Below are 481 nucleotides of genomic sequence, written 5' to 3' on the forward strand. Positions count from 1 at the left end.
CCCATCGCCAGCCGGCAGAGCGCCGGAAGTACCGATGCAGGTATTCGTTGCTCCGAGAGGTGCGGGACCTGGTGCGGGCGTGGCGATGGCCATGCTGCGCAGGCAGTACCCAGACCTGGCAAAGGAAACCGGCTTTACGCCCGAAGATCTACAATTACTTGCAGAAGTGCTGGGCGAGAACCTGAGCGAAGCGGAGGTTGCAGCACGCCTTGGCGCCGCGAGGTATCAACGCTGGAAAGAGCATGCGACTTCCGTTGATACGACGACGATGGTATCGGCATTGCGAACCCGACTCGCGTCCACGTCAGAGCCTCTGCGGGATGACCAGACGCGATCGCTCTCCGGCATCATCCTGCAGGAACGGCGACGCAGGGACGAAGAGATCAGAGCGAGAGGCTACGCTACGGCCGATCCCCGGGCGCAGCTAACCCTCGACATGCAAGCCCTGGACACTCAACTCGAGAGCGAACGACGTGTGTTC

1 protein-coding gene is annotated in these 481 nt (G+C 62.0%); it reads left to right on the plus strand.

Translation table 11 applies throughout. The features are described 5' to 3' along the window. Window positions 1-85 precede the first annotated feature (85 nt). A partial coding sequence (locus I6F37_RS38750; RefSeq protein ID WP_225154181.1) for a hypothetical protein occupies window positions 86-481 on the plus strand: 396 nt, incomplete at its 3' end.

It is taken from the genome of Bradyrhizobium sp. NBAIM08 (genome assembly GCF_020193935.1).
Taxonomy (GTDB): Bacteria; Pseudomonadota; Alphaproteobacteria; order Rhizobiales; family Xanthobacteraceae; genus Bradyrhizobium; species Bradyrhizobium yuanmingense.